Below are 25,369 nucleotides of genomic sequence, written 5' to 3'. Positions count from 1 at the left end.
GGCCTTTACTACTATTTTCCGAAAAAACCCTACATTGTGAAAGAAAATTTCATCTACCAAAAACGTGAAATCATTGCTACAAAACCGAATAAAAACAGGAAAATTCTAAAATGAAATTTGGCAAAACAATAAAAATATTCCTCATTGACGGAGACCCAAACGGACGTATGAGTTGCGAACTTTCTAATTGGTCAGGAAAAGCATATAAAATTCCTAGAATTAAAATTAAGGACTGCACAGACAGAGATGACTTGACAAGTACAGGGGTTTATTTACTTTTTGGAAAAGACGAAGAAGGTAAGGACCAAGTTTATATAGGTGAAGCCGAATCAATTTTAAAGAGGCTAAATCAACAATTGACACAAAAGGACTTTTGGAATGAAGCAATTATATTTATAAGTAAAGATGAAAACTTAAACAAAGCGCACATAAAATATTTAGAAAACCGGCTTCACGACATTGCAAAATCTGCTAATCGTTATAAGATCGATAACTCTATCATTCCGACTCAATCTTCTATTTCTGAATCAGACCGAGCAGAAATGGAAGAATTTATCGAATATATTAAAATGCTAGTAAACACACTAGGTCATAAAGTATTTGATGAAAAAAGAGAGTTTAAACCAAAACAAAAACAAGAAACATTTTTTATAAAAGCAGCCCGAGGCGCTGAAGGACAAGGCGAACCGACTTCTGATGGTTTTGTAGTTTTTAAAAACTCAAAAGCAGCTGCAACAATTGTAAATTCAATGACTCCTAACTTCATCACTTACAGACAAAAACTTATTGACGAACGTATTCTTGTTGATAGAGGGGATCATTTTGAATTTTCTGATGATTACATTTTTAGTAGCCCATCAACAGCCGCCGTTATGGTAATGGGGCGTAATGCAAACGGACTTACTGAATGGAAAAACAATGCAGGAAAAACGCTAAAAGAATTTGAAACCAATGATAAAACTCAAAAAACATAATCAATTATAAGCCTTTAGTATTTTGTTTATTTTTGATTATTTTAAATGAGATTAATCATTGAAATTGATGTAGGGATAAGCCTCGGCTTATCTATGTAAAAAAAGATACAAATCCCTCATCCCAAAAACATTATTCACCCCCTTTAAACAACCTAATATCCTCTTTCAATTTTTACGTATCTTAGAAAAAACATCGCTTAACTTTAGCGATAAAACTCTAAGGCCACAATGGATACTTTCGTCATCAATACAGAAACCTTTCAAATCACTCAAGCTGACTTCATTATCAGGACTTTTGTGGCCATTGGAATAGGTTTTATTATTGGGCTTGAACGCGAATACGCCGCAATTAAAGAAAAAGCTAAAAGCTTTGCCGGAATAAGAACTTTCATATTTGTGGTGCTATTAGGCTTTATTGGCGGCTTAGCTTACCAATTATTTACGCCTTGGGTTTATATTGCCATTTTATTATCTGTTGTTTTGTTAACCGGTATCTCTTACTTTATAACAGCAACTAAAGGAGATGTAGGGGTAACTACCGAGTTTTCTGTCGTCATTTGCTTTCTTTTGGGTACTTTAACTTTCCTGGGAATACTAGAAATCAGTTTAATGATTACCGTATTGGTGGTCGTCATTCTTTCTGCAAAGGTTAGGCTTCAATCTATTATTGGAGAAATTACCGCAGAAGAATTGTATGATTTTATTCGTTTTGTGGTGATTGCCCTTTTGGTTTTTCCCTTTTTACCCAATAAAACTTTTGGTCCTTACAACATCATTAATCCCCATGAAATTGGTTGGGTGATTATCCTAACATCGGGTTTAGGTTTTGTTGGTTATATTCTGATGAAATTTTTAGGCGCCAGAAAAGGAATTTTATTCAGCGGTATAATCGGCGGATTGATTTCTAGTACTGCCGTTACCTGGGTTTTTGCCAAAAAAAGCAAAGAAAATGAAGCCCTTTCGCATGATTGCGCCATAGCAATATTGGCCGCATCATCTATCATGATCATCCGGGTTTTGGTTTGGACTTTCATCTTTAATAAAGCATTTTTCAATCAAATATATTTTACCATATTTTTGGTTTTTTTAGCAGGAATAGGTATCACGCTCTTCTTTTATTTTAAACCTCGAAGCAACAAAATAATAGATGCCACTATTCGCCAAGGCAAACCACTAGACCTACAAGGCGCTTTGGTATTTGGTATCATTTACATCGTTATTTTACTGGTGGTAAGTTATGCTAATGAAAACATGGGCGAAAAAGGCTTAATGATTTCTAGTGCAATTGGCGGCTTTTCTGATATTGATGCCGTTACCATTACGGTTTCTAAATTAGCCGGGCTTAAGCTAGATTTTTCTTTGGCCAGCAATGCCGTACTTATTGCTACTATTTCTAATACCTTGGTTAAAATGGGTATTGGCATTTGGGCGGGCAGCAAATCTTTAAGAAAGTACCTGTATATAGGTTATGGTGTTATTTTTACAACAGCTTTAGCTGTATTGCTCTTTTCTGTATTTTAAAATTGCGTTTCCTTTCCTTGTAATTTATGCTGACACTGTAATAATTGCCCTCCCTTGGCGTCAAATGAAAATTAAAGCCTTAACGGCGATCAAATGAAAAACAAAAAAACACTTAAAATATTAGGCTTCTTCATCGCTATAGTGATTGGAGCTGGCGTAGGTTATTTAGTTGGAAAATTTGGCTTAGCCGGAATCAACCTCCCAAAAACCGCTTTATTATTTGTGGTATTCCTATTTGTCCCTGCATTTTTAATAGTGATTGCTTTTCATGAAGCAGGGCATGCTTTTGCCGGTGTAAAGGTGAATTTTGATTTTAGAATGTTTGTGGTTGGTCCTTTTTTATGGAATAAAGAGCAAAATAAGTGGAAATTTAAGTGGAACAAAAATGTGAACACTGCTGGCGGCTTAGTGGTTTGCTTGCCCATTGGCACCAATAATTTAAATAAAAGATTTGCAATATATGCGGCGGGTGGCCCTATTGCCAGTTTATTATTATCAGCCTTAGCTTACTTCTTATTTTTATTATTGAGCAGCTTAAACACCACAAACATGGCAGCCCTACAAACTTTGGGTTTTATCTTTTTAATGTTAGCCATTCTTTCTTTTTTAATTTTTTTAATCACCATTATTCCCATTCACAGTGGTGGATTTTCTTCTGACGGTGCTCGTATTTTAAGAATATTAAAAGGTGGTGAAGCGGCCCATTTTGAAGTTCTACTTTTAAAAATTATTGCCCAAAGTACTGGTGGCATCCCTCCAAAATTAATAGCTATTGATGAGCTGGAAGAGGCTAAAACGCTGGCTAAAAAATTGAATTTATCTTATGGTGTTTATATGCATGGTTTACTCCACCAAACCACCTTTGATTTAGGCCAATTAGAAAAAGCCGAAAATCATTTATTAAATTATGTGGAGGAAATAGAGGAAATACCCGCCGGAATGAGAAATACCGTTTGGTTAGACGCCGCTTTTTTTTACGCTTATGCCAAAGCAGATTTAGATTCGGCTTTAAAATACTGGAATCAGTTTAAAGCAAATGCTTTTGTTTCTAAAGCGCTAATTTATGCAACAGAAGCAGCAATAAACTTTTTAAAGTCTGATTACGAAACCGCTCTAACTAAAATTAACGATAGCTTAAAAGAAATCCCAAATATGTTAGATAAAGGAAATGGATTGGCGCTTGAGGAAAAGATGATGAACCTCAAAAACAAAATTCAAAAACATTAATCTAAAATTTGTTCTACAAATTCATGTACTTGGTAGCTTTTTAAACGCATCAGGTAGCATTTAATCTTTTCATAAATTCATAACATAGATATTGTACCATCATTAAATTTAACATCAAATGAACTCAAACTTCTTAAATACCATCAAATTAGGGTTAAGTACCTTTTCGCTAATTTTTATAGCCAACATCAACGCTTTCGCACAAAAAGCAAGCGACATTCAAGAAGAAAGCTTATGGGCCCCAACCGTAAAAGTTGATGGTAAAATTACCGAGTGGGAAGCACCGTTAAAAGCGGTAAATAAAAGCACCAATCTTTCTTACACCATAGCAAATGACAGTAAGAATTTATACTTGGCCATACAATCTAAAGATTTAACTAATAACAATAAAATTATGCTGGGCGGTATTACTTTAACGGTAAACCCAACCGGAAAGAAAAAAGATAAAGAGGGTTATATGTTAACTTACCCTGTAATTAATAGGGTGAGAAGACAGGGGGGTGGCCAAGGCGGCGGTGGCGGAACGGTAAGAATTCAGGGCGGACCTGGTAGTTTAGGTCAGTTTCAACAAAGAACGCCGGCACAAAGAGACTCTATGCAAATTGCAATGGCAAAAACCCAATTAATAGCGGCAAAAGAGATCAAAATTTTTGGTTTTAAAGATATTACAGACAGTTTAGTTTCTATCTATAATGAATACGGGATTAAAGCCGTAGCTACTATTAATGAGGCTGGTTTATTTTCTTATGAAATTGCTATTCCATTAAGTTTATTAGAAATGTCTGCAGATAAGCCTAAAGAATTTTCTTACAACATTAAAGTTAACGGATTACAAATGGGCAATTTTGGCGGCGGAAATTTTGGTGGTGGAAGACCCGGAGGAGCTGGTGGTGGTGGCGGTAACGTGGTAACCGTTGTAAGAACAGAAGGTGGCGGCGGCTTTGGTGGCGGTAACTTCCAGGAATTATTAAGTCCAACAGATTTTTGGGGTAAATACATTTTAACAAACAGTAAATAGTCCTTTTCAAAGTCATCAAAAGCAATACCATTTCAGCATTATCAAAATCATGAAAAAATCAGTACAAAAGCTAAATTATTTATCTGTTTTGTTGTTAAAAAAATGGCTTTTGATGCTGTTATTAATCCTCGGCGCAAGCCAAATTTTTGCTCAAAACACACCCCGAACAGCTGGTGGTACTACTCCGCCTCCAATTCCGGTAAGGCAAGTAAGTGGGATTGTAAAAGATTCAACAGATCAAACTTTAATTGGTGCAACTATTACCCTAACCTCTGTTGCTGATACTTTAAGAACCAGTACAAATGAAGATGGCGTTTTTATTTTTAAAGGCGTAAAAGCTTGGGTGTTTAGCTTAAAAGTGAGTTCTATTGGTTATACCACCAAAGTAATAGCCGGAAAATATAATGATGCCACAGCCAGACTTACGCTAGATCCTATTACCCTTAAAGCCGATAATAATATTTTAAATGAAGTAATTGTAAATGGTACGCCATCTATAGTTTACAAAACTGATACCGTTGAATTTAGAGCCAGTGATTATGTGGTAAGACAAGGCGCAACGGTTGATGAATTGCTGCAAAAAATGGAAGGCTTTGAAGTAGGAAATGATGGTTCGGTATCTGTAAATGGAACCGCTATTGCAAAAGCCCGTTTAAACGGTAAAGATATTTATGGTGGTGATGTAGCTGCCGCAATACAAAATTTACCTGCCGAAATTGTAGAAAAAATTCAGGTGGTAGATGATTATGGAAATACCGCTGCAAGAACAGGTGTAAAAGAAGGCGACCCTACAAAAGTATTAAACATTACCACCCGAGCAGATAAATCTGTTGGGATGATGGCCAGGTTAAATGCCGGTGCCGGCACCATGGACCAATTAGAAGGGAGCGCCAACCTTACCAGAATTAATAAAAACCAAACCATTACCGTAAACACTACCCTTCAACAAACACCAAACGGAATTGCCGGCGGAAACGCCAGCGTTGGGCGTTTAGGCGGTGCCGCTAACCGTGGTGGAAGAAGTGGCGAAGGATTTGGTGGTGGCGGAGGCGGAAACGCAACCGGAGGAACAAATACCCGTACAGCGCCAGCATTCACCTATCGTGATAAATTTGGCACCAAAGTAGATTTTTTGGCCAATTACTCTTACAGATATACCAACAACAATACGCAAACCATTAGTAATTCATTAAACATAAGTGATAGAGGAGAAACATTTTCTAACCGAGATGCATTAAACGCATCTTTAAATAAAGCACATACCATTAGTTTTGAATTAGAATACGCAATAGATAGCGCTAACTATTTACAATTTACGCCAAACCTTAGCTTTACCAACAGCAGCGGAAACAGTAGCTCATCAAATTTTCAAACAGGTTTAATCAATCAAGATCAACTTAACATAAATAATAACAGCAATACGCGTCCAAACATTGGCGGTACCATTGCTTATCAACATATTTTCAAAAAACCTTCTCGTTCTTTTTCTTTAGAAGCCACCGTTGGGCAGCAACAAAATGATAGCGGTGCAGAGCAAGACAACAACATCATTTATAGAGATGGGCAACAAAATATTGTAAGAGATTCGGTGGTTCATCGTTTTATAGGGACCAATAATTTACAAAACAATTATCGCGGTAGCTTAACTTATTCTGAACCTTTAGGCAAACTATCTCGCTTAGAATTTAACTCAAATATTGAGTACAGAGCTTATGATAACAGTCGTTTAACCAGTAATATAGATAATATTGGAAACCAAATCCAAATTGATAGCTTAAGCAATATTTTTGAATACGCTTTTACCCAATACCGTAATTCTTTTAACTACAGATATGGTAATAACAACAGTTTATTTAGTTATTCACTAGGCTTAACAGCCGTTTCTACCTCTTTAGTTGGTACAAAAGCAAGTTTAGGAACCAGTACTGATCAGCAATACTTTAAATTAATTCCAATTGCTCGTTTACAAGTTAAATTATCTAGTACACACAGAATCTCCTTAAACTACAACGGTAGAGCTAATGAGCCCGAGTTTAACCAAATTCAACCGGTTAGAGACGTTTCTAACCCACAAAATGCAATTGTGGGTAATCCAAATCTTAAAGTAGCTTTTACACATAGCATAAATGGCCAATACAGCAATTACATAGCAAACCTTAAATTAAATTACGATTTAAGACTAAGCACTTCCTTTACAGAAAACCAGGTGACCAGTAATATTTTGCAGGTTAATGATGCTTACGGTAGCTTAAAAAACGAGACTCAATATGTTAACTTAAACGGAAATAAAAGCCATAATGCAGATTACTCCATCTCAAAACAATTGAATGATAGAAAATATAGCCTTTCATTTTCTGGAAACATGGTAAACTCTAACAGAGTTTCTATGAGTAATGGCATCATTAACACCTCAACAACTTGGGGTTTTAAAGAAAACTTTGGACCAAGAATGACGCCTAAGCCTTGGTTAGAAATTAACCCTTATGTTTCTTTTGACATCAATAAAACCAATTATTCTTTAGCAAGAAATCAAGATGTTACCCAAAAAATATGGGCTATAAGCTTAGACGGAAACATCTATTTTGCTAAAAAATATCAGTTTGGCTACGCTTTAAGCAAAAATTATGTAAGCGGTATTGGCAATAACGTAACCAACAATCCATTCATCATTAACACCATGTTGCAAGTACGTGTTTTCAAAAACAAAGGCACTTTACAACTCAGAGCTTATGATTTATTGAAACAAAACAATTTCATCAACAGAACCCAAAACGGTTTAGGTTTTACAGAAACTTTAACCAACCCAAACAGCCGTTACGTAATGCTTAACTTAAGTATGAACCTTCAAAAATGGACTGGCGCAGTGGGCGGAAATAACAGAAACATAATTAGACGAGGTGATGGTAGTTTTATGAATTAATATTTTTTTATTTAGAAAAACAAAGGCTGTTTTCCATTAGTTCCGCTAGTCCGGCTAACCGCTAAATCTTTTTTCTTCCCAAGCAAAGGCCAAAAGCGCAAAAAAACCTGCCCGTCCGTATCAGGCGGGGATATCGCTATTACCCGGTTTATTGTACTTAAGCCTTTGCTTCTATTTCACAACCCGTCAATTGCGTCATCCTAAAATCTTAAAATAAATTTCAGGCAACAAAAATCAACCTCAAAATCAAGCCTTTTCGCTATATTTATATTCATCACCAATATAAATCTTACCTCCGTTTTTTAATAAAAGCAAAAAATGGCAAGCAACATACTCATACAGTCACAAGCGCAAATCTCTTCCTTTGAAATGGTAGAGCGCAAAGGAATTGGACATCCAGATACCATTTGCGATTGCATTGCCGAAGAGGTTTCAGTTGCCTTAAGCAAATATTATATTGCCCAATTTGGCAGCATTTTACATCACAATGTAGATAAAGCTTTATTAATTGGCGGAAGTTCGCAAACTGCTTATAAGGGCGGTAAAATTTTGGCTCCCATAGAAATTATTTTAGCCGGAAGAGCCTCCAACGAAGTAAAAGGAAAGAAAATCCCTGTAAATGAAATAGCAGAAGAAGCTGCAAAAAACTGGCTCAAAAAAAATATCCGTTTTCTTGATGCAGATAAAAACATCAACATGATTACTAAAATTAGAAAAGGAAGTAATGATTTGGTTGACCTTTTTAAACGCTTTAAAGAAGGCCAAATCCCTTTAGCAAATGATTCTTCTTTTGGGGTGGCATACTATCCTTATTCTTTGCTACAAAAAACTGTTTTAGATATTGAGCTTTTACTCAACAACAAATCTGTTAAACAAAAATTTCCATTCATTGGCGAAGACATTAAAGTGATGGGCGTAAACGCTCTAACCGGCATTTATTACACCATTGCTATTGCTATTATAGATCGTTTTATTGCTAATATTGATGATTATCAACACAAAATTACAACGATAAAAAACTTCATCTCCACATCTTTTAAAATAGAACCCCAGTTTATTGAAATTAACACTGCAGATAATTACCAAACAGAAAGTATATACCTTACCGTATCTGGCACCAGTGCCGAGGCCGGCGATGATGGTGAAGTAGGCAGAGGAAACCGAATTAATGGTTTAATTACCCCTTACCGCCCTATGAGTTTAGAAGCCGTTGCGGGTAAAAATCCAATCAGCCATATTGGTAAAATTTATAACCACTTTGCTTTTGATTTAAGCAAATCTATTGTTGAAAGTCATTTTGCTGATGAAGCGCAGGTTTACATTGTTTCGCAAATAGGAAAGCCTATCACACAGCCGCAATTCCTTCATATTAAACTTCAAAATCAAAGTGCAAATAACACCCAAATAGAAAAGTTAGCAAAAGAAAAACTTGCCGAAACACCCAAGCTTTGGGAAAAACTAATTTCTGCTGAAACTCCATTTGAGGTGTTTAAAGTCTAAATAGGTTTATTTTTCAATAAATTAAATATCAATATCGCCTTCAAAAACTAATTTTGCTGGTCCTTCTAAGAAAATATTAGTAAATATTTTTCCGTCATACTCAAACTTTATATTTAGCTCACCACCTAAAACTTTAATGGGCGTTTCAATTTTACCAATTTGGTTTTTTTCTATTGCATGTGCTAAAGCAACCGCGGTAACTCCGGTGCCGCAAGCATAAGTTTCGTCTTCTACTCCACGTTCATAAGTACGTACAAAAAGATGATCCTCTTTATCTTCCACAAAATTAATGTTAATACCTTCGGCATTATAGGTTTCATTATATCTAATCGCTCTGCCTTCTTCAAATACGTTTTTATCGGCAACAGCCAAATCAAATTTCACATAATGCGGCGAGCCGGTGTTAAGTACATAAGCTTCGCCATCTTTATTAACGGTCTCCACATCAATCATTTGTAAGCTTACCCAATCACCAGAATCTGAAATTTTGGCATAATGAGCGCCATCAACTGCCAAAAAATTAGTCTCGCTATTAATCACATTTAAATATTTTGCAAAGGCAACAATGCATCTTCCGCCATTACCGCACATACTGCTAGGCTGCCCATCTGCATTATAATAAACCATTTTAAAATCAAAGCCTTCGGTATATTCTAAAAACATAATTCCATCGCCGCCCACTCCAAATCTACGGTCGCATAAACGAGCCAAAAGCGCTGGTTGATGATGATTAAAAGCTAAATCACGGTTATCTACCATAATAAAGTCGTTTCCTGCTCCCTGATATTTAAAAAAAGATACGTTCATGCTTGTAATTTATATGCAAAAATCAGTAAAAATTAACCTTAAAACAATCTTAGCTCCAAATCATTGTTATATTTAATTCAGTTGTAGAAAAAGCTGTTTTTAATCTTCGGTATTTAACATTTTTTAACACCTAATTAAATAACATACTGTTGTATGAAACGTCTTATTGGTATTATTTTTGAAAACAGTTTTAAAGCTTAATGATAACAACATGAAAGGTAACATGAGAAAAATAGGAATTACACTAATTACAGCTTTTGTAGGTGGGGCTGTTGCTATTGGCGCTTACAAATTATTAGAACAAAAGTCTTTAACGGGCTTAAGTCTTGATGAAAGACAAAAAGTTTACTTCGCCAATAATCCTTCAGAAATCACTTCATCTGCAGGCGCATTAGATTTTACACAAGCTGCGGCTATAGTTTCGCCTGGAGTAGTTCACGTAAGAACCACCTACAGTAGATCGGCAGGCAATCAAGGTGGTGATCCTTTTGGCGAAATGTTTGAAGATTTCTTTGGCAGAAGAAGACCATCAACACCAAATCAAAACTCTCCTGCGCCAATGGGAAAAGGTTCTGGCGTAATTGTTACTGATGATGGTTACATTATGACCAATAACCACGTGGTAGAAAATGCCGAGAAAATTGAAGTGATTTTAACCGATAAAAGAGTATTACAAGCTAAAGTAATTGGAAGAGATAAAAACACCGATTTAGCGCTAATTAAAATTACAGCGACTAATCTTCCGATAGTAAAATTAGGAAATTCTGATTTGGTACGGGTAGGAGAATGGGTTTTAGCAGTAGGCTATCCTTTAACCTTAGAATCTACCGTTACCGCAGGTATTGTGAGCGCAAAAGCTCGTAAAATTGGTATTTTAACTTCTGATAATAGAAATAATTATGATCCAGAAAATCCACCAACCGATACTTCTATTGAATCTTTTATTCAGACTGATGCAGTAATTAACAGAGGAAATAGTGGCGGTGCTTTAGTGAATACTAAAGGTGAGTTGATAGGAATTAATTCTGCTATTGCCTCTCAATCTGGCACTTATGAAGGTTATGGTTTTGCGATTCCGGTAAACCTGGCTAAAAAAGTAATGGACGACTTTTTAAAATATGGCGAAGTAAAACGCGGTTATATTGGCATTACTTTTCAAGAGTTAAATGCTGATAATGCTAAGGATTTTGGTACCGAAGAAATTGATGGTTTATATGTTAACTCTACTTTAGAAGGTGGTGCCGCAGCTTCTGCCGGAATTAAAAAAGGTGATATCATTAAAAAACTAAATGGCGCTGATATTTCAAACTCATCTAACCTACAAGAAAAAATTGGAACCATGCGCCCAGGTGATAAAGTGCAATTGACAGTATTAAGAGAGGGTAGTTTAAAAACGTATAACGTAACTTTAAAAGGTGATGAAGGCAATAAATTAGCTTCAAACAATAGCGCATCAGTTTCTGAAGTGGTAGGTTCTTTAGGTGCAAAATTTGCTCCTTTAACAGATGCTACTAAAAAGAAATATGGTGTTAGCACTGGTGTAATTGTTACGGAAGTGGTAGCTGGTAAAGTTTTTGATATGTATGATATGCCAAAAGGAACCATCATTACTAGTATCAATGGTAAAGGAGTAAACAACAATGATCAGGTGGTAGCGGCTCTAAAGCAAGATCCTAAAATGGTTTCTTTGCAAGGTATCGTTCCTGATGGAAGTCGTTTTAGAGTGACTTTCCCAATCAAATAATATCAAATCAACATATATTTTTAAAGTCCTGATGGCTAATCCATCAGGACTTTTTTATTTTTAACGATGTCTAAAATCACCTATTCTTTGTTTGCCTTTTTATTTAAAACGTTTCTAAATAAAAATAAATTTGTGTTTCCTGTAATCTATTAGTCTTTTTTTATCATATAATGAATACTTTTGGCGTTCAAAAAAACCTTTAAATACCAAAGAATGAGTAATTTTTCCAAAACATTTTCTTCATCACTCGGGAGAAAATTAATTATGTGTTTAACCGGTTTGTTTCTATGTTCTTTCTTGATCATTCACTTAACCGGAAATTTTCAGCTATTTAAAAACGATGATGGATTAGCATTTAACCAATACGCACATTTTATGACTCACTTTACACCCATTAAAGTAGTCTCTTATTTGTTATACAGTTCTATTTTGGTTCATACCATTTGGGCAATCATCATCACTCAAAAAAATAAAAAATCTCGCCCAGTAGCTTATGCTGTACAACCAAAAGAAGGAAGTATTTGGTCATCAAGAAACATGGGAATACTAGGAACCATCCTTTTTGTTTTTATTGTAGTACACATGAGCAACTTTTGGTATGAGTACCATTGGGGAAATACACCATTTATAGAATACAGAACAGATTTAAATACCGGTACAACTGTATCTAAAGAAATTTCATCAGCAGAATACACTGATTACGTAAGCTATGTAGATAACGGTGTAGAAATTATTAAATCAAAAGATCTTTACAAAGCAGTTGCATTTTCTTTCCAACAATGGTGGATTGTAGCTTTGTACGTATTAGCTATGGTTGCATTATCTTTTCACTTGGTACATGGTTTCCAAAGTGCATTCCAAACTTTAGGATGGAATCACAGTAAGTACAAACCATTAATCAACTTTGTTGGCATTTGGGTTTTCTCTGTAATTATTCCAATTGGTTTTGCAGCAATGCCATTATATTTTCTTTTTAAATAAAAAATGAAATCAAAGCTCAAAACAATAATTTTCTACTACTGTTTGAGTTATAAAATAGATTAAGATGAAATTAGATGCAAAAATTCCAGCAGGCCCATTAGCTGAAAAATGGAACACACACAAATTCAATCTGAAACTGGTTAATCCGGCTAATAAACGTAAATATGATGTAATAGTAGTAGGAACTGGCCTGGCTGGTGCTTCTGCTGCGGCATCTCTTGCCGAGTTGGGTTACAACGTAAAAGCATTTTGTTTTCAGGATAGTCCAAGAAGAGCGCATTCAATTGCGGCTCAAGGAGGTATCAATGCAGCAAAAAATTACAGAAACGATGGTGACTCTGTTTACCGTTTATTTTACGATACCATAAAAGGTGGCGATTACAGAGCCAGAGAAGCCAACGTTTACCGTTTAGCAGAAGTATCGGTTAATATTATAGATCAGTGTGTTGCTCAGGGGGTTCCTTTTGCTCGTGAATATGGCGGTTTGTTAGATAACCGTTCTTTTGGAGGCGCTCAAGTTTCCAGAACTTTCTATGCGAGGGGCCAAACCGGACAACAATTATTATTAGGAGCTTATTCTGCATTAAACCGTCAAATCAACTTAGGTACAGTAAAAATGTACACCAGATCTGAAATGTTAGATGTGGTAGTAGTTGACGGAAAAGCACAAGGAATTGTAACCAGAGATTTGGTAAGTGGGAAAGTTGAAAGTCATGCTGGCCATGCTGTATTGTTGTGTACAGGTGGTTATGGTAATGTTTTTTATCTTTCTACCAATGCAATGGGTTCTAACGTTACTGCTGCCTGGAGAGCACACAAACGTGGCGCTTTAATGGCAAATCCTTGTTATACTCAAATTCACCCAACTTGTATTCCTGTATCTGGAGATCATCAATCTAAGCTTACGCTGATGTCTGAATCTTTAAGAAACGATGGAAGAGTTTGGGTTCCTGCAAGCAAAGAAACCGCCGAAAAACTTCGTAAAGGAGAAATCAAAGCAAAAGATATTAAAGAGGTCGACAGAGATTACTTCCTAGAAAGAAAATATCCATCTTTTGGAAACTTAGTACCTAGAGATGTGGCTTCAAGAAACGCAAAAGAAGTTTGTGATGACGGCAGAGGTGTTGGAAAAACTGGTTTAGCGGTTTATTTAGATTTCGCTGATTCTATCAAGCGTTTAGGACAACCAGCAGTTGCAGCTAAATATGGCAACTTGTTTGATATGTACAGTCAGATTACTGATGAAAACCCTTATGAATCACCAATGAGAATTTATCCAGCGGTGCATTATACCATGGGTGGTCTTTGGGTAGATTATAATTTAATGACTAGCGTACCTGGTTTATACTGTTTAGGAGAAGCAAACTTCTCTGATCACGGTGCAAACAGATTAGGGGCATCTGCATTAATGCAAGGCTTAGCTGATGGTTATTTTGTAATTCCTTACACCGTAGGAGATTATTTAGCCAATATAGGGCCAGCGCCAATTGATGCAAACCACCCTGCCTTTACCAAAACTAAGGCAGAAGTAGAAGAACGTATTCAAACTTTCTTATCCTTAAGAGGAAACAAAACAGTTGACGAATACCACAGAGATTTAGGTAAAATTATGTGGGAATACTGTGGAATGTCTAGAGATGCTGTAGGTTTAGCTAAAGCCAAGCAAATGATTCAAGATTTGAAGAAAGATTTCTGGAAAAACGCTATTGTTTTAGGAGATAATTCAGAGGTAAATCAATCTCTTGAAAAAGCAGGTAGAGTAGCAGATTTTATTGAATTAGGTGAACTGATGATAGATGATGCTTTAAACAGAGACGAATCTTGCGGTGGTCACTTTAGGGCAGAATACCAAACCCCAGAAGGCGAAGCTTTAAGAAACGATGATGATTTTGCATACGTAGCTGCTTGGCAATACAAAGGAGAAAACGTACCAGAAGAACTTCATAAAGAAGAATTGGTATTTGAAAATGTTAAATTAACACAACGTAGCTATAAATAGTAGCAAGTAGCAAGTAGCGAGTAGCAAGACTAAATCTTGATACTTGATACTAAAATCTTGATACTCAATACTAAAAATATGAGTGGAAACATGAACCTGACGTTGAAAGTATGGCGTCAAAAAAGCAGTAGTACACCTGGTAAATTTGTAACCTACAAAGCACCAGATATTTCTCCTGATATGTCATTTCTAGAGATGCTAGACGTGGTGAATGAGCATTTGGTTAAAAAAAGTGAAGAACCTATCCAGTTTGATCATGATTGCCGCGAAGGAATTTGCGGAATGTGTTCTTTGGTTATTAACGGCGAGCCCCACGGACCAAAAAGGGCTACTACTACTTGTCAGCTTCACATGCGTAGTTTTAAAGATAATGATACCATTGTAATTGAACCTTTTAGAGCAGGATCTTTTCCTGTAGTAAGAGATTTAGCGGTAGATCGTTCTGCTTTTGATAGAATTCAACAAGCTGGTGGCTACGTTTCTGTAGGAACTGGCGGGGTGCCAGATGCCAATGAAATTGCTATTCCAAAAGTAATTGCAGATGAAGCTTTTAACTCCGCAACTTGTATTGGTTGTGGTGCTTGTGTGGCGGCTTGTAAAAATGCTTCTGCTATGCTTTTTGTTTCTGCTAAAATATCTCAATATGCTTTATTACCTCAAGGTCAGCCAGAGCGCTACCGCAGAGCAGAAGCAATGGTGAATCAAATGGATACCGAAGGTTTTGGAAGTTGTACAAATACTTACGCTTGTGAGGCACAATGCCCTAAAGAAATTAAGGTAACCAACATTGCCAGAATGAACAGAGAATTCTTTACTGCCGAGTTTGTAAAGAGTTAATCATTATAATTTGTAACAAAAAGCTATCTCTGATTAAAAGAGATAGCTTTTTTTATGCCTAATTCTTATCTTGTATTATGAAAAAACTTTTCTTTTTATTGCTTTCCCTTGTTGGCGTTCAAACTTTTGCTCAGTTTAAATCTAAAGAGCCTTTTGCGCATACTTTTTCTATTGTGGCTCGTGATCCTGTAACAGGTGAAATAGCTGTTGGTGTGCAAAGTCATTGGTTTTCTGTAGGCACATCTGTTTCTTGGGCCGAAGCCGGAGTTGGAGCTGTTGCTACCCAATCTTTCACTAATAAATCTTTTGGAATTAGAGGTTTAAAATTGTTAAAAGAAGGCAAAACCGCCCAACAAGCTTTAGATATTTTATTGAGTGATGATCCCGGAATAGACGTTAGACAGGTGGCTATTGTAGATAACAAAGGAAATGTAGCGGTTCACACCGGAAAAGGTTGCGTACAATTTGCAGGTGATATTAAAGGAGAACAATATTCTGTTCAATCTAACATGATGTTGACAGATAAAGTTCCGACAGCAATGTCTAAAGCTTTTGAAGCCAGCAAAGGAAAGCCATTAGCGCAAAGAGTGATGAGCGCTTTAAATGCAGCCCAAGCTGTTGGGGGAGATATTCGCGGAAAGCAATCTGCCGCTATTTTAGTGGTGCCGGCAAAATCAAATAACGAACCTTGGAATGAAAGAACCGTTGATTTACGAGTGGATGATGCTCAAGAACCTTTGCTAGAACTAGAAAGACTTTTAAAAGTACATGAGGCATACCAATTTATGAACGAAGGCGATTTAGCCGTGGAGAAAAACGATATGCCTAAAGCCATGTCTCTTTATGGAGCCGCTATGAAAATGTTTCCTGATAATTTAGAAATGCAATATTGGACAGCTGTAACTTTAGCCAATAATAAAGAAGTTTCTAAAGCGCTACCCATGTTTAAAAAGATTTTTTCTCAAAACACCGATTGGAAAGAAATGACTAAAAGGCTACCTGCAGTTAAACTTTTAACAGTAACTGACGAAGAAATGAAGTTAATTTTAGCACAATAAAAACGCCGTTTAAATAACCATTTTTCTAAAAGTGAGGTTAATTCTAGGCGACCTCACTTTTTTACTTTTGGTTAAAGCATGCAACCAAAAAGTTTGGGTTTCACCTTTCATCATCAGTAAACTTCCGCTTTCTAAAATTTGAGAAACCGTTTCTCCTGAGCTTTTATGTTTAAGAGAAAACTTCCTCTCCGCACCAAAACTAATGGATGCTATGGCGGAATCTTTTACTATACTTTTTTCGTTATCACTATGCCAGCCCATTCCTTCTTCACCATCATGATATAAATTCAATAAACAAGCATTATAGCTTTCTCCAGTCAGTTCTTCAGTTTGCTTTTTAATAGCCAAAAGTTCATTTGTCCAAGCCAAACCTTGCTTTTTTACGTTAGAATAAACATACTCTATTTCATCATCTGCATACCAAGCCACTTTACGCTTGGTAGTAATTTGCTTCCCAAAAATCATCACCTCATCATTTTTCCATTCAATATTTTTTAAAAGCAAATCAAAATAATTTGTAGCTTTTTCTGCATTAAATACCGATCCGTAATATTCTACAGTTCCATCAAAAGGTAAAATATTAGCTACCGCTGAGGAATTAAATAAATCCATGTTAGAATGATAAATTTTTGGTATTAACCTTGTAAACAATTAATTGATTTTGTCTCAAATAAAAAATCAATTAATAATGTAAATTGTTTTATAAAACGAAGACTAACACACCAAAAATATTGCCGGCTATCTTTCTATTTGGAAAAGCGTTAAAAACAACCGAATAATTAACCCACATGGATTTAAAAACTCAATATAAAAAAGTTAGGAAACACTCCTTAACTATTTGTCAACCACTGCAAACTGAAGATTATGTAGTGCAGCCTGTGGTAGATGTTAGTCCGCCTAAATGGCATTTAGGCCACACCACATGGTTTTTTGAAACCTTTATTCTTAAACCAAACTTTAAAGGCTACAAAGAATTTAACCCCAATTATAACTATGTTTTTAACAGTTATTATGAAACCGTTGGGGCTAGGGTAATTCGTACAGACAGAGGAAATTTAAGTAGACCAACTGTTGCCGATGTTTACCAATACCGAGCTTACGTTGACCAAGCCATGGAGAATTTCTTACACGAAGAACCATCTGTAGCGGTTAAAGAAATATTGATTTTAGGTTTAAATCACGAGCAACAACATCAAGAATTATTATGGTATGATATCAAATATATTTTAGGGCATAATCCACTTTTTCCAGCTTACGCCGATGAAAATATTGAGCAAAACCTCCACTCGTCACCACAAAATTGGATAAAAATTGCCGCTGGAGTGTATGAAATTGGACATAAAGGAACTGATTTTTGTTTTGATAATGAGTTAGGCCTACATAAAGTGTATTTAAATGATTTTGAAATTTCTAGTGCTTTAGTCACCAATGCAGATTATTTAGAGTTTATTAAAGAAAACGCTTATCACGAATTTAAGCATTGGTATGCCGAGGCTTGGGATTGGGTAAAAGTCAACGCCATTAAAGCCCCATTATATTGGTATGAGGTTGATGGCGTTTGGATGCGATATGATTTATCAGGCTTAAAGCCGATAAAATTAAACGATCCGGTGAGTCATATCAGCTTTTATGAAGCTGCTGCTTTTGCATCATGGAAAGGTATGCGCTTACCTACCGAATTTGAATGGGAAATTGCTGCCACTCAATTTAACTGGGGCCAATTATGGGAATGGACAGAAAGCGCTTATCTTCCTTATCCGGGTTTTTCAAAAGCACCAGGTGCAATTGGCGAGTATAATGGCAAGTTTATGGTAAACCAAAAAGTTTTAAGAGGTGCCTCTATTGCAACTTCCCCAAATCATCAAAGAATTACCTATCGAAATTTTTTTCATCCCAATTTACGTTGGCATTATAATGGCATAAGATTAGCAAAATAATACATGAATAAATTTTTAGAAGAGGTTTTAGAAGGTCTTCACTCCGAACCAAAATATCTTTTATCTAAATACTTTTATGATAAAGCTGGCGACAAATTATTTCAGCAAATTATGGATAGTGAAGAATACTATCCAACAAAATGTGAGTTAGAAATTTTTACCACACAAACTCATGAACTCGCTAAAACTCTTAAAAATGGCTTTGATACCTTTGATTTAATTGAATTAGGCGCTGGCGATGCCACAAAATCAAGTCATCTTTTACAGCAACTCATTATTGAAAAAGCCAATTTCACTTATTATCCTATAGATATTTCTAAAAGTATGGTGGCACATTTAGAAGAAATATTGCCTCAAAAAATTGAAGGTTTACAGGTAACCGGATTAAACGGAGAATATTTTCAAATGCTGGAGAAAGCGGCTCAAATTTCTTCTAAAATGAAGGTGGTTTTATTTTTAGGTTCTAATATTGGAAATGTCCCTATAAACGAAGCCGAAAAGTTTTGTAAAACCCTTAGAAGTCACCTCAAAAAAGGAGATTATGTATTAATGGGCTTTGATTTGAAGAAAAATCCACAAATAATATTGGCTGCCTATAACGATGCAAAGGGATACACCAAAGCTTTTAACCTTAATCTTTTAAAAAGGATAAATAAAGAGTTGAATGCTGATTTTGATGTGACTTGCTTTGATCATTATGCCATGTACGACCCTGAAACTGGCGCTTGTAAAAGCTACCTGATTAGTTTAAAAGATCAAAAGGTTAAAATTAATAATGCTGATATGATTTATTTTAAAGAGAATGAATTCATTTTTATGGAGATTTCTCAAAAATACAGCATCAATCAAACTGATGAATTGGCAATAGCATCAGGTTTTAAACCTATTAAACACTTTTTAGATAGTAAAAGCTGGTTTTTAGATACCATTTGGGAGTGCGTTTAAAAACTTATTTGTTCATCCATAATTAATGTTGGGCTAACAATAAGATTCTATTTTTGAAGTGTAAGAAATCCTGAGACGCTTAGGAAAATCATATAAAATTTGTTTAGGTTTAGTTAAATGTGGGCCATTGTAATGATGGCCCATTTTTTTTACTGATGCTTATTTGCATTATCCATTAAAATTTAGCTTTCCAAAACCTTTAGCTAAAGCATTTACACCATAAAATTATTTCTATATCTACAATATCATTCTGTTTAGTTAAGTTTATATTCTTAACATGAATAATAGCTACACGCAACTCATCCATAAAATAGACAACTTTATCAGAAAATATTATCTGAACAAAGTGGTTCGGGGTGCAATATGGTTGGCGGGCATTTTTATTTTAAGCTACTTATTTATCATCATTTCTGAATACTACGGTTATTTTAGTACCTCGGTTAGAACTTTCCTTTTTTACACATTTATTGTCACTCAACTTGGTTTAATTTGGTTTTTAGTTGCCCAACATTTAGTTAATTACCTCCGTTTAGGAAGAATTATTGATCATGAGCAAGCTTCGGAAATTATAGGAAACCATTTCCCCGAAATAAAAGATAAACTCATTAATACTTTACAGCTCAAAAAACTAGCTGATGAAAATCCAGAAAGTAAAAACTTAATTGAAGCCAGTATTGATCAAAGAATTGCTTCTTTTAAACCTATTCCTTTTGCATCGGCTATTAAAATAAGGGATAATAAAAAATACCTGCGCTATGCCTTGGTGCCCTTGGCCATAATGGTGATTATTGCGTTTGCCGCTCCTTCTATTCTTAAAGATGGTACCAAAAGATTGATCAATCACGATACTTATTACAAAAAGAAAGCGCCTTTTGAATTTGTGATAAAGAATAAGAATTTAGACGCCGTACAGGGTGATGATTTTGATTTGGAAGTGAAGATAAACGGCAATCAAATTCCTGAGGATATCTACTTAGAAGACGGTGTAAACACTTTTAAGCTAGATAAAAAAGACATTATTAACTTTAGCTATCAGTTTAAAAACCTCCAAAAAGACAAAAAATTTAAATTGGTTGCCGGCGAATTTTCTTCAGAAGAATTTGTGTTAAACGTTAAAAATAAACCGTCGTTATTAAGTTTTGAGGTTCAGTTGATTTATCCATCGTACCTAAAAAAGCAAAATGAAACTATTAAAAATCCAGGCGATTTAACCATTCCGGCGGGCACTTTGGTAAAGTGGTTTTTTAAAACAGAATATGTTGGCACCATAGCCTTTAATTTAGGCAAAAAGTATAGCGAATTATCCCTTACCAAAAACAACGAATTTACCTACCAAGAGCGAGTGATAAGAAGTACCAACTATAGTTTGCTTTTAAAAAACAATGAAATAAGCAGTAGAGATTCTGTTGGTTATCAATTAAATGTAATTGCAGATGAGTTTCCAAAAATAGACGTTAGTGAAAGACCTGATTCGGCGAATGCCAGAGTAGTTTATTTTATTGGCAAGGCAAGTGATGATTATGGTTTAACTGCCCTAAATTTTCATTACGAAATACTAAAATCTCCAAACGAAAAAAGAAAGGGAAATGCCTTTAAAGTACCGGTTAAATTAGATAAAAATGGTGCCCAAAGTAGCTTCTTATATTTGTGGCAATTGAAAGATTTAGGTATTGAACCAGGTGAAGAAATTTCTTATTACTTTGATTTAGCTGATAATGACGCTGTTTTGGGACCAAAACATGTAAGATCATCAACCGGGGTTTACAAACTAGCTTCTAAAGACGAGGCTTTAAAAAGTATAGAAGAAACCTCTAATGCCATTAAGCAAAAAATGCAGTCGGCAATAAGACAATCAGAAAAAATACAGCAGGAAGCAAAAAAAATGAACCAAGATTTAATGGATCAAAAATCTTTAGGTTACGAACAAAAAAAGCAAATGGAACAGCTTTTAGACAAACAAAAGAAGCTAGAAGAGCTGATTAAAGATATTCAGGATGACAGTAAACAAAATCTTTTTGAGCGTAAAGAACTTCAGCCCGAAGAAAAAGCATTATTAGAAAAACAGAAACAAATTCAGGATTTATTTAACAATGTTTTAGACGAAAAAACAAAAAAACTGTTAGAGAATTTACAAAAGTTAATTGATCAAAATCAAAAAGAGCAAACACAAGATCAATTACAGCAAATGCAGGCAGATAGTAAATCATTACAAAAAGAATTGGATAGAATTTTAGAACTCTATAAAAAATTAGAAGTAGAACAAAAATTAAACGATGCGGTAGAAAAGTTAAATGAGCTATCTAAAAATCAAGAGCAACTCAGTAAAGAAAGCTTAGATAAAAAAAGTAATCAAGAGCAGGTTCAACAAAAGCAGCAAAACTTGGAAAAAGAGTTTTCTGAGCTAAAAAAAGATTTAAAAGAAGCTGATGAAAAAAATCAGCAATTAGAACAGCCAGAAGATTTTAAAAATCCAGAGCAGGACCAAAAAGACATTCAACAAGAAATGGATGAAGCTGAGCAAAATTTAGAAGAAAAAAAATCGCAAAAAGCAGCTCAATCACAAAAGGATGCCGCTCAAAAAATGAAGCAATTGGCGCAAAAATTAGAGCAAATGCAACAAAGCGGACAGGAAGAAGAAAGTAAAGTTAACGCTCAAGAACTTAGACAAATATTGCAAAACCTGTTAAAATCATCATTTGACCAAGAAAAAGTAATGACCGATTTAAAAAACACAGACATCAACGATCCTCGTTTTGTTAAAATTGGGCAGAAACAAAAAGAAATTAAAGACAATTTAAAATTAGTAGAAGACAGTTTATTTAGCTTAAGCAAACGCGTTCCTCAAATAGAATCAACCGTAAATAAAGAAATTCAAACCATTAACCAACAATTAACCGAAGCTTTAGACCAACTTTCTGATAGAAAAGTAGCCGAAACCAACAAAAACCAGCAATTTGCGTTAACATCTATAAACAATTTAGCTTTAATGCTGAGCGAGGCATTACAACAATTGCAAAATGCGATGAAAAATGCACAATCTGGAGGCAAAGGAAAACCCCAGCCTGGGCTAGCCAAACTTTCGGAAATGCAAAAGGAGCTCAACAAAAATATGCAAAAAGCGAAAGAGCAAATGCAACAGCAAGGAATACAGCCTGGGCAAAAAGCATCTAAGCAAATGAGCGAACAAATGGCTAAAATGGCCCAACAACAGCAAATGTTAAGGCAAACATTACAACAAATTAATAACGATTTAAATAAAGACGGGCAAGGGAAATTAGGTGATTTTGAAAAAATCATGAAACAAATGGAACAAACCGAAACAGAACTCGTAAACAAACGCATTACAAACGAAGCTTTAATTAGGCAACAGGAAATTCAAACACGTTTATTAGAGGCAGATAAAGCCGAGCGAGAAAGAGAACAAGACAATCAAAGAGAAAGCAAAGCGGCTAAAGATTTTGCGCCAAACTATAATTTAATATTGCAAGAATATCAAAAACTGAAAGCTAAAGAAACAGAACAAATTAAAACTGTTTCTCCATCGTTAAATTATTTTTATAAATCTAAAATAAGTGTGTATTTTGAGAAATTAAATTTGGGAAATTAAAATGAGTAATTTTATTGAAACTATGGAAAACGGGTTATATGCATTACAGTTACCCTCAAACAGCGACAGTGTTGCTGTTTTAGAAAACTTTGTAGACGATTTGGTTCTTAATCTTAATATTGGCGATGATGTTTACGCCAACTTAATGACTTGTTTAAACGAAGCCATTACTAATGCCATTTATCATGGCAACAAACAAGATCCAGAAAAGAAAGTATTCATCAACTTAGAAGTAGTGAATCAAAAAAGACTGATATTTACCATTGCTGATGAGGGAAATGGTTTTGATTTCAACAATATTCCCGACCCAACCGATGCAGATAATTTAGAGAAGCTAACCGGTAGAGGCGTTTATATTATGAAAAAATTGGCCGATCAATGTATTTTTAATACCCTAGGCAATGAGGTTGAATTACACTTTAAACTTTAAATGAGTCGTTTACCTATTCACTTTTTTTCAGAAGAAACCTCCTTTTCGCCAAAAGCAAAAACCGCTTTAAGAAATTGGATTAATGAAACCATACTTTCAGAAAAACATCAATTACAAGAGCTCAATTTCATTTTTTGTTCTGACGAGTATTTGCTAAAAATAAATCAACAGTACCTAGATCACGATACCTATACAGATATCATCACTTTTGATAACTCCGAAGAAAAAGGAGAGATTTACGGCGATATTTTTATCAGCATTGATAGAGTTAGAGAAAACGCAAAAGAATTCAAAACAACGCTTATAAACGAGCTTCATCGCGTCGTCATACACGGCACCTTACACCTATTAGGTTATCCAGATAAAAAGAAAGCCGATAAAGAAAAAATGACCGCTAAAGAGAACCAATACCTCGCCATCAGAAATTTCTAAAATATACCTATTAATTTTTTTTTAGAAAAGCAATACCTGTATTTCATAGGTTTGTGTAGTCTGGTTTTCCGCTGCCTGCCTGCCGCAGGCATGGTATTTTTTGCCCCAAAAGGCAAAAAGATGCCGCTGCACCCCAGTTTATTTTACTCGGGCTTTTGCTACGATCAAATTATAGCTTAATTTGTGGTTGAAAAATCTAAAATTATTTAAAGATTGGATTTCTGAAAAAATAAATTCTGGTAACCCGTTTAAGTGATGATTTAAAAAAGTACGCTTAGACTGTGTTATCTATTGATAATTGCTTGCTTACATTAAAATTAATGGCAAAAAAGAATATCATTTTCAAAAAAATACCAAGAGACATCACAAGATTTTTAAGTTATGAATGGTGAACTGAGCTATTTCCTTTTTAGATACTAAAAAAAACAGAACGGGATTATGAGTGAATTAACACCCAAACAAAACAACTTTATTCTTTACACCACGCCCGAAGGCGAGGTGAAGTTGAATGCGTTGTTAGAAAACGAAACCATTTGGCTCACACAAGAGCAAATGAGACAGCTTTTTGACCGTGAAAGGAGTGTGATTACCAAGCACATAGGCAATGTTTTCAGCGAGGGTGAATTGGAAGAAAAAAGCAATGTGCAAATTTTGCACATTAGTGGATCAGATAAGCCCGTTAAGTTCTATAATCTTGATGTTATCATTTCGGTTGGTTACCGAGTGAAGTCACAAAGAGGCACACAATTTAGAATTTGGGCTACCAAAACCCTGAAAGAATACATCATCAAAGGGTTTGTTTTAGATGACAACCGATTGAAACAAGGTGAAGCTGTTTTTGGTAAAGATTATTTTAGAGAGTTATTAGATCGGGTTCGTTCCATCAGAGCAAGCGAACGAAGAATTTATCAACAAATCACAGACATTTTTTCAGAATGCAGTATTGATTATAACCCTCAATCAGAGATCACTAAAAATTTTTATGCTTTAGTACAAAATAAATTTCATTACGCAATTACTGGTAAAACTGCTGCTGAAATCATCTATAAAAATGCCAACGCAGTAAAAGAAAATATGGGTTTAACCACTTGGAAAAATGCACCTAGCGGAAGAATCATAAAATCAGATACTGCAATTGCAAAAAACTATCTTCAAGAAAAAGAGATAAAGCAATTAGAAAGAACTGTAACAGGTTATTTTGATTATATCGAAAACTTAATAGAGCGTGAAAATACTTTTACAATGGAAGGATTGGCTAACAGCGTTGACAAATTCTTGAACTTTAACGAATTCAAAATTTTAGATGGTAAGGGGAAAATTTCACATAGCAACGCTATTTCTAAAGCCGGTTCAGAATATGACCAATTTAACAAGACTCAAAAAATAATTTCTGACTTTGATAAGGAAGTAAAGAAATTGAAAAAATAGAATT

General features: G+C 35.1%; 19 protein-coding genes. 17 read left to right on the top strand and 2 right to left on the bottom strand.

Annotated elements, in window-relative coordinates; translation table 11 throughout:
- The first annotated feature begins 110 nt into the window (after positions 1-110).
- From FA046_RS03265 to FA046_RS03240, 6 genes are all read left to right on the top strand, one after another.
- A complete protein-coding gene (locus tag FA046_RS03265; protein ID WP_136824919.1) occupies positions 111-974 on the top strand; it encodes a GIY-YIG nuclease family protein in 864 nt (287 codons plus the stop codon).
- A 228-nt stretch (positions 975-1,202) separates the two neighbouring features.
- On the top strand, positions 1,203-2,495 hold the full coding sequence (locus tag FA046_RS03260; protein WP_136824918.1) for an MgtC/SapB family protein: 1,293 nt from the start codon (positions 1,203-1,205) through the stop codon (positions 2,493-2,495).
- A gap of 93 nt (positions 2,496-2,588) precedes the next feature.
- A complete protein-coding gene (locus tag FA046_RS03255; RefSeq protein ID WP_136824917.1) occupies positions 2,589-3,722 on the top strand; it encodes a M50 family metallopeptidase in 1,134 nt (377 codons plus the stop codon).
- Positions 3,723-3,840: 118 nt separating this feature from the next.
- Positions 3,841-4,740 carry a hypothetical protein gene (locus FA046_RS03250; RefSeq protein WP_136824916.1) on the top strand — a complete coding sequence of 300 codons (900 nt, stop codon included), beginning with the start codon at positions 3,841-3,843 and terminating at the stop codon, positions 4,738-4,740.
- Positions 4,741-4,789: 49 nt separating this feature from the next.
- Positions 4,790-7,660 carry a TonB-dependent receptor gene (locus FA046_RS03245; protein WP_136824915.1) on the top strand — a complete coding sequence of 957 codons (2,871 nt, stop codon included), beginning with the start codon at positions 4,790-4,792 and terminating at the stop codon, positions 7,658-7,660.
- A gap of 318 nt (positions 7,661-7,978) precedes the next feature.
- Entirely contained in the window at positions 7,979-9,160 is a 1,182-nt protein-coding gene (locus FA046_RS03240) for a methionine adenosyltransferase (RefSeq protein ID WP_136824914.1), read from the top strand.
- A gap of 21 nt (positions 9,161-9,181) precedes the next feature.
- On the opposite strand, the gene dapF is transcribed toward FA046_RS03240, so the two are convergent.
- Positions 9,182-9,967, bottom strand: a complete 786-nt coding sequence (gene dapF / locus FA046_RS03235) for a diaminopimelate epimerase (RefSeq protein WP_136824913.1) — start codon at positions 9,965-9,967, stop codon at positions 9,182-9,184.
- Between the two features lie 211 nt (positions 9,968-10,178).
- Between dapF and FA046_RS03230 the strand changes: the two genes are divergently transcribed.
- The 5 genes from FA046_RS03230 to FA046_RS03210 all read left to right on the top strand — a co-directional run bounded on the left by FA046_RS03230 (position 10,179) and on the right by FA046_RS03210 (position 16,586).
- A complete protein-coding gene (locus tag FA046_RS03230; protein WP_136824912.1) occupies positions 10,179-11,711 on the top strand; it encodes a Do family serine endopeptidase in 1,533 nt (510 codons plus the stop codon).
- A gap of 213 nt (positions 11,712-11,924) precedes the next feature.
- Positions 11,925-12,692 carry a succinate dehydrogenase cytochrome b subunit gene (locus tag FA046_RS03225; RefSeq protein WP_136824911.1) on the top strand — a complete coding sequence of 256 codons (768 nt, stop codon included), beginning with the start codon at positions 11,925-11,927 and terminating at the stop codon, positions 12,690-12,692.
- A 64-nt stretch (positions 12,693-12,756) separates the two neighbouring features.
- A complete protein-coding gene (locus tag FA046_RS03220; RefSeq protein WP_136824910.1) occupies positions 12,757-14,691 on the top strand; it encodes a fumarate reductase/succinate dehydrogenase flavoprotein subunit in 1,935 nt (644 codons plus the stop codon).
- A 78-nt stretch (positions 14,692-14,769) separates the two neighbouring features.
- Positions 14,770-15,528, top strand: a complete 759-nt coding sequence (locus FA046_RS03215; RefSeq protein ID WP_136824909.1) for a succinate dehydrogenase/fumarate reductase iron-sulfur subunit — start codon at positions 14,770-14,772, stop codon at positions 15,526-15,528.
- 77 nt (positions 15,529-15,605) lie between these two features.
- Complete coding sequence (locus FA046_RS03210) at positions 15,606-16,586, top strand: DUF1028 domain-containing protein (RefSeq protein ID WP_136824908.1); 981 nt, start codon at positions 15,606-15,608, stop codon at positions 16,584-16,586.
- Positions 16,587-16,595: 9 nt separating this feature from the next.
- On the opposite strand, the gene FA046_RS03205 is transcribed toward FA046_RS03210, so the two are convergent.
- Positions 16,596-17,198 (bottom strand): alpha-ketoglutarate-dependent dioxygenase AlkB family protein, encoded by a 603-nt coding sequence (locus tag FA046_RS03205; RefSeq protein ID WP_136824907.1) that lies wholly within the window; start codon positions 17,196-17,198, stop codon positions 16,596-16,598.
- Between the two features lie 176 nt (positions 17,199-17,374).
- Here FA046_RS03205 and egtB point away from each other — a divergent pair, with 176 nt between their 5' ends.
- The 6 genes from egtB to rhuM all read left to right on the top strand — a co-directional run bounded on the left by egtB (position 17,375) and on the right by rhuM (position 25,365).
- A complete protein-coding gene (egtB, locus tag FA046_RS03200) occupies positions 17,375-18,523 on the top strand; it encodes an ergothioneine biosynthesis protein EgtB (RefSeq protein WP_136824906.1) in 1,149 nt (382 codons plus the stop codon).
- Between the two features lie 3 nt (positions 18,524-18,526).
- Complete coding sequence (locus FA046_RS03195) at positions 18,527-19,468, top strand: L-histidine N(alpha)-methyltransferase (protein ID WP_136824905.1); 942 nt, start codon at positions 18,527-18,529, stop codon at positions 19,466-19,468.
- 277 nt (positions 19,469-19,745) lie between these two features.
- The gene (locus tag FA046_RS03190) at positions 19,746-23,075 is read left to right on the top strand and encodes a DUF4175 family protein (protein WP_136824904.1); all 3,330 of its coding nucleotides are present in this window, start codon (positions 19,746-19,748) and stop codon (positions 23,073-23,075) included.
- 1 nt (position 23,076) lies between these two features.
- The gene (locus tag FA046_RS03185; RefSeq protein ID WP_225870869.1) at positions 23,077-23,505 is read left to right on the top strand and encodes an ATP-binding protein; all 429 of its coding nucleotides are present in this window, start codon (positions 23,077-23,079) and stop codon (positions 23,503-23,505) included.
- Positions 23,506-23,937: an rRNA maturation RNase YbeY gene (ybeY, locus tag FA046_RS03180; protein WP_136824903.1), complete on the top strand. Its 432-nt coding sequence runs from the start codon at positions 23,506-23,508 to the stop codon at positions 23,935-23,937.
- 438 nt (positions 23,938-24,375) lie between these two features.
- Positions 24,376-25,365, top strand: coding sequence for a virulence RhuM family protein (gene rhuM / locus FA046_RS03175; RefSeq protein ID WP_136824902.1), 990 nt, complete (start codon positions 24,376-24,378; stop codon positions 25,363-25,365).
- Positions 25,366-25,369 lie beyond the last annotated feature (4 nt).

The organism is Pedobacter cryophilus (assembly GCF_005116455.1).
Lineage (GTDB): Bacteria > Bacteroidota > Bacteroidia > Sphingobacteriales > Sphingobacteriaceae > Pseudopedobacter > Pseudopedobacter cryophilum.
The sequence above is the reverse complement of the archived record's forward strand: the minus strand, read 5'-3'. Positions and strand labels throughout refer to the sequence as shown.

Excerpts from the sequence above, each read along its gene's own strand:
- FA046_RS03265 (WP_136824919.1), top strand. The coding sequence starts at position 111 with ATGAAATTTGGCAAAACAATAAAAATATTCCTCATTGACGGAGACCCA.
- FA046_RS03260 (WP_136824918.1), top strand. The coding sequence starts at position 1,203 with ATGGATACTTTCGTCATCAATACAGAAACCTTTCAAATCACTCAAGCT.
- FA046_RS03255 (WP_136824917.1), top strand. The coding sequence starts at position 2,589 with ATGAAAAACAAAAAAACACTTAAAATATTAGGCTTCTTCATCGCTATA.
- FA046_RS03250 (WP_136824916.1), top strand. The coding sequence starts at position 3,841 with ATGAACTCAAACTTCTTAAATACCATCAAATTAGGGTTAAGTACCTTT.
- FA046_RS03245 (WP_136824915.1), top strand. The coding sequence starts at position 4,790 with ATGAAAAAATCAGTACAAAAGCTAAATTATTTATCTGTTTTGTTGTTA.
- FA046_RS03240 (WP_136824914.1), top strand. The coding sequence starts at position 7,979 with ATGGCAAGCAACATACTCATACAGTCACAAGCGCAAATCTCTTCCTTT.
- dapF (WP_136824913.1), bottom strand. The coding sequence starts at position 9,967 with ATGAACGTATCTTTTTTTAAATATCAGGGAGCAGGAAACGACTTTATT.
- FA046_RS03230 (WP_136824912.1), top strand. The coding sequence starts at position 10,179 with ATGAAAGGTAACATGAGAAAAATAGGAATTACACTAATTACAGCTTTT.
- FA046_RS03225 (WP_136824911.1), top strand. The coding sequence starts at position 11,925 with ATGAGTAATTTTTCCAAAACATTTTCTTCATCACTCGGGAGAAAATTA.
- FA046_RS03220 (WP_136824910.1), top strand. The coding sequence starts at position 12,757 with ATGAAATTAGATGCAAAAATTCCAGCAGGCCCATTAGCTGAAAAATGG.
- FA046_RS03215 (WP_136824909.1), top strand. The coding sequence starts at position 14,770 with ATGAGTGGAAACATGAACCTGACGTTGAAAGTATGGCGTCAAAAAAGC.
- FA046_RS03210 (WP_136824908.1), top strand. The coding sequence starts at position 15,606 with ATGAAAAAACTTTTCTTTTTATTGCTTTCCCTTGTTGGCGTTCAAACT.
- FA046_RS03205 (WP_136824907.1), bottom strand. The coding sequence starts at position 17,198 with ATGGATTTATTTAATTCCTCAGCGGTAGCTAATATTTTACCTTTTGAT.
- egtB (WP_136824906.1), top strand. The coding sequence starts at position 17,375 with ATGGATTTAAAAACTCAATATAAAAAAGTTAGGAAACACTCCTTAACT.
- FA046_RS03195 (WP_136824905.1), top strand. The coding sequence starts at position 18,527 with ATGAATAAATTTTTAGAAGAGGTTTTAGAAGGTCTTCACTCCGAACCA.
- FA046_RS03190 (WP_136824904.1), top strand. The coding sequence starts at position 19,746 with ATGAATAATAGCTACACGCAACTCATCCATAAAATAGACAACTTTATC.
- FA046_RS03185 (WP_225870869.1), top strand. The coding sequence starts at position 23,077 with ATGAGTAATTTTATTGAAACTATGGAAAACGGGTTATATGCATTACAG.
- ybeY (WP_136824903.1), top strand. The coding sequence starts at position 23,506 with ATGAGTCGTTTACCTATTCACTTTTTTTCAGAAGAAACCTCCTTTTCG.
- rhuM (WP_136824902.1), top strand. The coding sequence starts at position 24,376 with ATGAGTGAATTAACACCCAAACAAAACAACTTTATTCTTTACACCACG.